Source organism: Aeromicrobium alkaliterrae (assembly GCF_039529015.1).
GTDB classification, from domain to species: Bacteria; Actinomycetota; Actinomycetes; order Propionibacteriales; family Nocardioidaceae; genus Aeromicrobium; species Aeromicrobium alkaliterrae.
Window position 1 is genome coordinate 80,150 of record NZ_BAAAME010000010.1, and the last position, 8,258, is coordinate 88,407.

5 protein-coding genes are annotated in these 8,258 nt (G+C 71.5%); 1 reads left to right on the forward strand and 4 read right to left on the reverse strand.

Annotation, left to right across the window (positions count from 1 at the left end):
• Positions 1 to 33 precede the first annotated feature (33 nt).
• From ABD127_RS17615 to deoC, 4 genes are all read right to left on the reverse strand, one after another.
• Entirely contained in the window at positions 34 to 2,574 is a 2,541-nt protein-coding gene (locus tag ABD127_RS17615; protein ID WP_344203907.1) for a 5'-nucleotidase C-terminal domain-containing protein, read from the reverse strand.
• Between the two features lie 110 nt (positions 2,575 to 2,684).
• A complete protein-coding gene (locus ABD127_RS17620; RefSeq protein ID WP_344203908.1) occupies positions 2,685 to 6,077 on the reverse strand; it encodes an ExeM/NucH family extracellular endonuclease in 3,393 nt (1,130 codons plus the stop codon).
• 196 nt (positions 6,078 to 6,273) lie between these two features.
• Entirely contained in the window at positions 6,274 to 6,879 is a 606-nt protein-coding gene (locus ABD127_RS17625) for a class I SAM-dependent methyltransferase (protein ID WP_344203909.1), read from the reverse strand.
• Positions 6,880 to 6,892: 13 nt separating this feature from the next.
• Positions 6,893 to 7,612, reverse strand: coding sequence for a deoxyribose-phosphate aldolase (deoC, locus tag ABD127_RS17630; protein WP_344203911.1), 720 nt, complete (start codon positions 7,610 to 7,612; stop codon positions 6,893 to 6,895).
• A 41-nt stretch (positions 7,613 to 7,653) separates the two neighbouring features.
• Here deoC and ABD127_RS17635 point away from each other — a divergent pair, with 41 nt between their 5' ends.
• The gene (locus ABD127_RS17635) at positions 7,654 to 8,217 is read left to right on the forward strand and encodes a uridine kinase family protein (protein WP_344203912.1); all 564 of its coding nucleotides are present in this window, start codon (positions 7,654 to 7,656) and stop codon (positions 8,215 to 8,217) included.
• Positions 8,218 to 8,258 lie beyond the last annotated feature (41 nt).

The window sequence follows — 8,258 nt, forward strand, 5'->3', positions numbered from 1 at the left end:
TGCTCGCGGCCCGTGGCCGTGGTGCGCGCTGCGTCAGCCGACCTGCTGCGCCGCCTCGAGCTCGTCGAAGCGGAACAGGAACGCGGCCATCTGCTCACGCAGGACCGGCTGCGAGCCCTTGAAGGTCGTCGTGCCGTCGGCCTCCTCGTAGCCCGTCGTGACGTTCGTCGAGGCGAGCCACACGATCTCCTTGTAGAACGTGTGGGTCGTGGGGATGTCGGCGAACGGCGACGTCTCCGGCAGGACCACCAGCGGCGAGCCCGCGAGACGGTAGAGGAACGCCGCCATCTGCTCGCGCAGGACCGGAGCGCTCGGACGGAACGTGCCGTCGGCGTAGCCCGTGGTCACGCCCTGGTCGGCGAGCCACTTGATGTGGGCCTTGAACACGTGGCCGGCGGCGACGTCGCTGAACTGGCTCGGACCCTCGAAGAAGGCCGGGTTCGAGCCGTCGTTGTCGAAGCGGTACAGGAACGCGGCCATCTGCTCACGCAGGACCGGCTGGCTCGGACGGAAGCTGCCGTCGGCGTACCCGGTCGTGATGCCGGCCTCGACGAGCCAGGCGATCTCCGTCGCGAACGTGTTGCCGGCGACGTCGGTGAACTCACCGGCGACCTGCAGCGGGATGCGGACCAGGGTGCCGGCCGGCGCGACCTCGACCTCGAGGGTCACCGCGCCGGAGACCGACGAGGGCACCGTCGCGGTGATCGTCGTCGACGCCGCCGTGACGGTGAAGTCACCCAGGTCCGTGCGCGTGCCGTCAGCGGCCACGAGGGTCGCCGTCGCCGACGTCGACGCCGGGGAGCCCAGCGAGGTCAGGTCGAGCGCCGACAGCTTCACGGCGAGCGGGGTGCCCGCCTGCTGCAGGGGCTTGACGCCCTCGACCTGCACCGCGTGGCGCCCGAAGTCGGGCGCGACGGGGCTGTTCTCGCGCAGGTACTCGATCCAGGCCTCGTAGTCGACCAGACCGGTGTCGACCGCCGTGCCCTCGGTGAAGGCGCGGAAGTTGTCACCACCGGAGGCGAGGAACGACGGGACCGCGACCTTGTAGGAAGCGGCCAGGTCGACCGGCTCGCCGTCGATCCACAGCGAGGTGATGCGGCTGCCCGCAGCACGGTTCGGGTCGAACGTGTAGCTGACGTTGTCGGACGTGCCGAGCTGCAGGTACGGACGCGACGGGATCGTGCCGTCGGCGTTGGTCTGCCACTGCTGCTCGAAGACCTTCTTCAGCGAGGCGCCGGTCAGCGTGACCGTGCTGAGGTTGTTGACGAACGGCAGGACGGCGTTCGCCTCGGCAAAAGTGATGACGCCGTCCGGGGCGAAGCGCAGCTCGTTGCGCAGACCGCCGGGGTTCACGACGGAGAGGTCCGCGCCGGCCGGCGACTGCGCGGCCTTGGCGAGCTGGGCGTTGGCGACCAGGTTGCCCAGCGTCGACTCCTTCGAGCGGTCGTCGCGGTTGGCGCCGACGAACGCGGTCGTGATGTCGGCCGTGACGCTCGCGACCGGCTCGTTGCCGATCTCGGCTGCGTACTGCAGAGCGGCATCGGTGATCGTCTTGACCTCGGCGACCCGCGGGTAGGTCGAGACGAGCTCAGCGGCCGGCGCGGTGGTGCGCGGCGCGATGGCGGCGGTGTGGCTCTGGACGTCACCCGTGGCCGGGTCGACCGTCAGCGTGATCTCGCCGATGGCCTCGCCGTAGCTGCCGGTCTGCAGGACCGGGCGGGTCGCGCCCTCGACACCGGGGACCGGGGCGTCCCACGCGTACTGCTTGTGCGTGTGGCCCGTGAAGATCACGTCCACCTCGGGGTCGGTCTTGGTCACGATGTCGGCGAAGGCACCGCCACCGGCGACCTCCTGCTCCAGCGTCGCGCCGTCGGGCGTGCCCGCGCCGGCGCCCTCGTGGTACGCCGCGACGATGACGTCGGGTGCGTCCGCGAGCGCCTCGAGGTCGGCGACGGTGTCGTTGACGGCCTCGACCGGGTCGACGAAGGTCAGCCCCTCGATGCCCGCGGGTGACACCAGGCTCGGCGTCTCCTCGGTGACGACGCCGATGACGGCGACGTCGAGGCCGCCGACGGGGAAGATGTCGTAGGCCGGGAGGATCGGCTCGCCGTCCGCACCGAGCACGTTGGCGGCCAGGTGGGAGAAGTCGGCCTCGTCCTCGACGCGGGTCAGGAGGTCGTCGGCTCCGCGGTCGAACTCGTGGTTGCCGACGGCCGACGTGGCGAGGTCGAGGGCGTTCAGCACGTCGATCGTGGGCTGGTCCTGCTGCGTCGCCGAGGCGAACAGGGAGGCGCCGATGTTGTCACCCGCGGACAGGAACAGCGTGTTGTCCTCGCCGTGCTTGGCGCGGAGCTGCTCGATCGTGCCCGCGAAGTTCACGGTGTTGGCGTCGATGCGGCCGTGGAAGTCGTTGATGTCGACCAGGGCGATCGTGACGGGGGCCGCGACGGCAGCCGGCTCCGGCTCGTTGGCCTGGACGGGGGCGGCGGCGAGCAGCGAGACGCCGACCGCGGACGCGAGCGTGATCGCGAGGTGCCGCCAGGGGCGGCGGGCAGAGCTGACGGTGCTGGACACGGGTGTGACCTTCCTGAGGTGGTGATGGGGGGGAGGTGGAGCGGGGTGTGGGAGGACCGGGCCCGAGGACGCCGACCGGCGACGCGGGCCCGGCCCTCCCACGGGGTGGATCAGCCAGCCGTGGAGCTGGACAGGTTGTCGAAGCGGAACAGGAACGCGGCCATCTGCTCACGCAGGACCGGCTGCGAGCCCTTGAACGTCGTCGACCCGTCCGCCTCGGCGTACCCGGTGGTGATGTCCGTCGAGGCCAGCCACACGATCTGCTTGTAGAACGTGTGCGTCGTCGGGATGTCCGCGAACGGCGACGTCTCCGGGACGACCACGATCGGCGACCCGGCCAGGCGGTAGAGGAACGCCGCCATCTGCTCGCGCAGGACCGGCTGACCCGGACGGAACGTGTTGTCCGCGTAGCCCGTCGTGATGCCCCGGTCCGCCAGCCAGGCGATGTGCTTGCTGAACGTGTTGGTCACCGCGTCGGTGAACGTCGCGTTCGGAGCGCTGGCCGGCGGGTTGGTGCCCTCGTTGTCGAAGCGGTACAGGAAGGCGGCCATCTGCTCACGCAGGACCGGCTCCGACGGGCGGAACGAGGAGCTGCCGTCGGCGTTCAGGTAGCCCGTCGTGATGCCCTGGGTCGACAGCCAGGCGATCTCGGCCGAGAACGTGTTGCCCTCGACGTCGTCGAACACCAGCGGCGGCTGCGGCGCCTCGGTGACCTCGAGCGAGGCCGAGTCGGTGCCGACGTTGTCGGCGGCGTCGGTCGCGCGGACCTCGACCTCGTAGCTGCCGACCGCGAGGTCGCTCAGCGTGAACGTCCCGTCGGTGACGGCCGTCCACTCGCCCGCGTTGACGCTGTACTCCACCGACGTGATGTCGGAGTCGTCCGTCACCGCCACCGTGAACGTGGCGTCCTCGCCCTCGATGACCGTGGTCGGGCCGGAGAGCTCGACGACCGGATCGGTCGTGTCGGGCACCTCGGTGACCACGGGGTCGTAGCCGACGAGCGTCGGGTCGTGGTCGCTGGAGCGGAACACCGAGTCGTCGTAGATCAACGTCGCGTTGGTGTTGTACCGGCTGTACTCGTGACCGATGGGCTCATCGGCGTTGATGTCCCACGTGTCGGCGCCGGTGACCCGGTCGAACGCCTCGGTCGAGGCGAAGACGTGGTCGAGGGAGCCGACCCGACCCTGGAAGAGGTACGTCGCACCGGCGTCGAGCGCGCTGCCGACGTTGACGAAGCCGGCGTCCTCGAGCACGCCGACCGGGTCCTCCTTCGAGTAGGAGTTGAAGTCGCCGACCAGGAACGTCTGGTCCGTGCCGACGGCGGCCTCGAGGTCGTCGACGAAGCCGACGAGCGCCGTGGCCTGCTTGACACGCGAGGCGTTCGAAGCACTCTGGCCGTCGCCCGCGTCCGCGTCCTCGCCCGAGCCGGAGCTCTTGGACTTGAAGTGGTTCGCGATCACGAGGAACGTCGACGCCTCGTCGCCGCCGACCGGGCGGAACGCCTGGGCGAGCGGTGCGCGGGCGTTGACGAAGGCGGGATCGTCCAGGAACGAGGACCCGCCCACCGTCTCGACGGCGTCGACCCGGTAGATGAACGCCGAGGTGATGACGTCGGTGGTCCCGACCGCCGGCACGACGGCCGGCGACTCGACGGCAGCCCAGGTCTCCTCGCCGGTGTCGGCGTTGAGGGCCGCGACGAGCGTCTCGAGCGCCGCGTTGCGGTCCAGGCCGAAGGCCGCGGAGTTCTCGATCTCGGCCAGTCCGACGACGTCGGCGCCCAGGGTGTTGATCGCGTTGACGATCTTGACCTGCTGACGCTCGAGGTTCTCGGCGTTGGCCGCGCCGCGCGGTCCGTTCGGGTCGCACCGGTTGTTGTTCACCGGAGCTCCCGTGCGGTCGTTGTAGTAGGTGCAGGTGCCCGCGCCGCTGGCGACCCAGGCCTGACCCGTCGTCGTGAAGTAGTTGAGGACGTTGAAGCTCGCGAGCTGCAGGTCGCCGCCGACGTCCTCGGGCTTCTCCTCGGCTGCCCGCAGGCCCTGCTCGATGACGGCCGGCTTGGGGCCGGTCGCCGTCAGGGTCGCGGTCGGCTGCACGCGCCAGGTGTCGAAGCGGTAGTCGAGCACGAGGGGCTCGGTCAGCTCGACGGCTGCGCCGACACGGACCTCGTTGTCACCGTTGAGCCACGTCTGCGGGACGTCCCGACCGGTGGCACCGCTGAAGTTGGCTCCCGAGCCGTCGTCGAGCGTGACGGACTTCGCGAAGTTGTCGGCGACCAGCTGCGTGTACTCGGCGCTGCCGGGTGCGACGACCTCGGTCGGCTGGATCAGCGGCTCGGTGCCGGCCGCGAGGCCGATCTCGCCGAACGTGTGCGTGTCGTAGTTGTTGGTCACGGTGAAGTCGCCGTCGAGCTGGACCAGCATGCCCTCGAGCGCCTCGCGCTCGGTCTCGCTGATCGGGAACTCCACGGGGGTCGGCAGCACCTGCGCCGGGCCCTCCTTCAGGGTCCAGCCGTTGGCGGCCGGCGTGATCTGCGTCAGGCCGAAGTACTCGGTGACCTTGCCGGTGACCGAGACGAGCTGGCCCGGCTGGACCTGCGCCGCGAGGGCCTGCGAGAACACGAAGATGCCGTGCGAGGCCGTGGCGGTGCGATCGTGCGCGCCGCCGGTGCCGGTCGTCTGGAGGTAGACGCCGTTCAGGCCCCCGGTCGGGTACGACGCGACGACGACGCCCTCGGTCGTGACGTTCTTGTCGACGAACGGGCTCGCGGCCCCCTCGCCCTGGATCTCGGCGATCGTCGCGACCTCGGGGGTGCCCGGGTCGGTGCCGCCGCCGCACCCGGCGGAGCCGCACGGGGTGACGGTCGAGCTCAGCGTGAAGTCGGCCGAGTTGACGTCGGTGTCCACGGTCCCGTTGCGGACGATCGACTTCGGGTCGTTGTTGGCCGACGGAGCGGCGGAGGGCGACGCCTCGAAGGTGTTCGAGTTGCCGTAGCCGAGCAGGTCGACGACGCCGCCCGCGGTGGACCAGTTGGGGGTCGTCACGACGCTGCCGGCCGCCGGCGAGATGGCCGCGGTGCCCTTTACCAGGGCGATCGTGCCACCGGTGCCCGCGGGGTTCAGGCCGGTCTCGACGTCCACGTTGGGCACGGCGACACCATTGCTGCCGTTCGTGCCGCCGCGGATCAGGTAGGTGCCGTTGGCCGGGATCGAGCCACTCAGCGGGTAGCTCAGGAAGGTGGACGTGCCGGTGGCCGAGCGGTACTGGATCGACCAGCCGCTGAGGCTGATCGCGGTGCTCGTCGGGTTGCGCAGCTCGACGAACTTGTGGGTGTACGGCGCGTTGGCGCTGCCACCGTTGGTGTAGGCCTCGGCGATGACCGGGCCGGAGTTGTCGGGTGCAGCCTGCGCCGGCACCGCGGCGAGCAGGCCCGCAGCGAGCGACACCGCAGCGGCGGCGAGAACGGGAACCAGGCGGCGCGAGGCGCGACCGGAAGTTCGGGGCATGAAGGACGACCTTTTCGTCGAGACGGGACATGTCGCACCGAGTCGTGGGTCGTCGCGGGTCGTGATTCCCCCCGAAATCGTGCTCCCCCCACCCCATCGCAACCGCCGACACTGAACAACGCCTGAGAACCAACGGACGGTGACGACTGGGTGACGATCACGAAGGTCCGGTCCGACGGGTGGACCGTGCGAGGCGTCAGCGGTGGGCGAGCAGGTCCGCGTGGGGGCGGTGGCCGTCACCGTGCCGACGGCGCGAGGCCCGCGGTCGCAGCCCTGCGACGACCAGCGCGTCGCTCATCGCCTCGACCGACCACCACCAGGCCGTCGTGACCTGGTGGTCGAACGGGGTGCGGGGCTCGCCGTCGAAGAACCCGAGCAGGACCGACCCTCCGGGCCGCAGGACGCGCGCGATCTCGGCCAGCGCTTCCGGCACGAGCTCCGGGGGCAGGTGGATCAGCGAGTACCAGGCGAGGACGCCGTCGCAGCTGGCGTCCGCGAGCGGCAGCGCCCGCAGGTCGGCCCGGACGTACCGGCCCGAGGGGAAGCGAGCCCGCGCGGAGGCGAGGAACGCTGCGGAGAGGTCCAGTCCGACGGCATCGCGGCCGCCCGCGGCGAGGAGGTCGGTCCACTGGCCGGGCCCGCATCCGGCGTCGAGCAGGCGTCCGGGCGTCGCGCCGCGCCAGGCCTCGATCAGCGCACGGTCCTCAGGGGCTGCGTCGTCGACCGCGCCGAGCAGCTCGACGTACTCCGCGGCGCGCGCGTCGTAGGCACGGCCGATGCGCGCGAGCTCCTGGTCGGGCACGGCGCGGCCCGGTTCAGTAGGAGGAGTCGTCGCTCGCGCCGGTGCCGCTGCCGCCGGCCTCGCGGGCCGCCGCGTCGTCGAGGATCGTGGCCGTCGCGCTGGTGCCGAAGCGGGTGATGCCGAGGGCGCGCATCGCCAGGAGGGTGTCGAGGTCGCGCACGCCGCCGGACGCCTTGACCTGCACGTCGGGCCCGACGCTCGCGCGCATCAGCGTCACGTGGGGCACCGTCGCCCCTCCGCCGGCGAACCCGGTGGAGGTCTTGACGAAGGCGGCGCCCGCCCGCTCGGCGGCCTTCGACCCGGCCTCGATCTCGGCGTCGGTCAGGTACGCCGTCTCCAGGATGACCTTCACGACGTGGTCGCCGGCGGCCTCGACCACGGCCGCGATGTCGGCCTCGACGTCGTCGATCAGGCCCGAGCGGAGGCGCCCGATGTTGAGCACCATGTCGAGCTCGATCGCACCGTCGGCGAGGGCCTGACGCGACTCGGCGACCTTGGTCTGCGTCGTGGTCGTGCCGTGCGGGAAGCCGATCACGGTCCCGACGGCGACGCCGCTGCCGGCCAGCCGCTGCACCGCGTGGGCGACGTCGCTGGGTCGCACGCACACGCTGAAGATCCCGTAGCGCGCCGCGAGGTCGAGGTCGGCGTCGACCTCCGCGCGCGTCAGCTCGGGCTTGAGGATGGCGTGGTCGATGAGGGCGGCGATCTCGGCAGCGGTGACGGTCTCGGACATGCCGACCATCCTAGGTCGCCGCGCCACTAGGCTGGTCGGCCGTGGGTGTCGTGATCGTGGCCGGGCCGTCCGGGTCGGGCAAGTCGCACCTGGGCGAGCGCCTGGGGTGGACCGTGCTGCGCCTGGACGACTTCTACCGCGACGGCGACGCCCCCGACCTGCCCCGCTCCGACCTGGGGATCGTCGACTGGGACGACCCGGGCTCGTGGGACGCCGAGGCCGCCGTCGCGGCGATCCGCGAGCTGACCGAGCACGGCCGCACGGACGTCCCGGTCTACGACATCGCCTCGAGCCGCCGCACGGGCAGCCACACGGTGACGTGCGACGGCCGCTTCCTGGCCGAGGGACTGTTCGCACCGGAGATCGTCGCCGCCTGCCGCTCGGCTGGGGTGCTCGACGACGCGATCTGCCTGCGCCGGCCCCGGCTCGTGACGTTCGCCCTGCGGCTCGTCCGCGACCTGCGCGAGGCCCGCAAGCCCCCGCTCGTGCTGGTGCGCCGCGGCTGGCGCCTGATGCAGGACGACCCCCACGTCGTCGCCCGCGCCGTCGACGCCGGCTGCCGCCCCGTCACCCCCAGCCGCGCCTTCACCCAGCTCTCCCCCTAACCCCCGTCGAGTTACGGAGTCGGCACGGCGACTGGACCTCG

Bases quoted from the DNA above. Each gene is read 5' to 3' on its own strand.
- ABD127_RS17620 (WP_344203908.1), bottom strand. From the start codon at position 6,077: ATGCCCCGAACTTCCGGTCGCGCCTCGCGCCGCCTGGTTCCCGTTCTC.
- deoC (WP_344203911.1), bottom strand. From the start codon at position 7,612: ATGTCCGAGACCGTCACCGCTGCCGAGATCGCCGCCCTCATCGACCAC.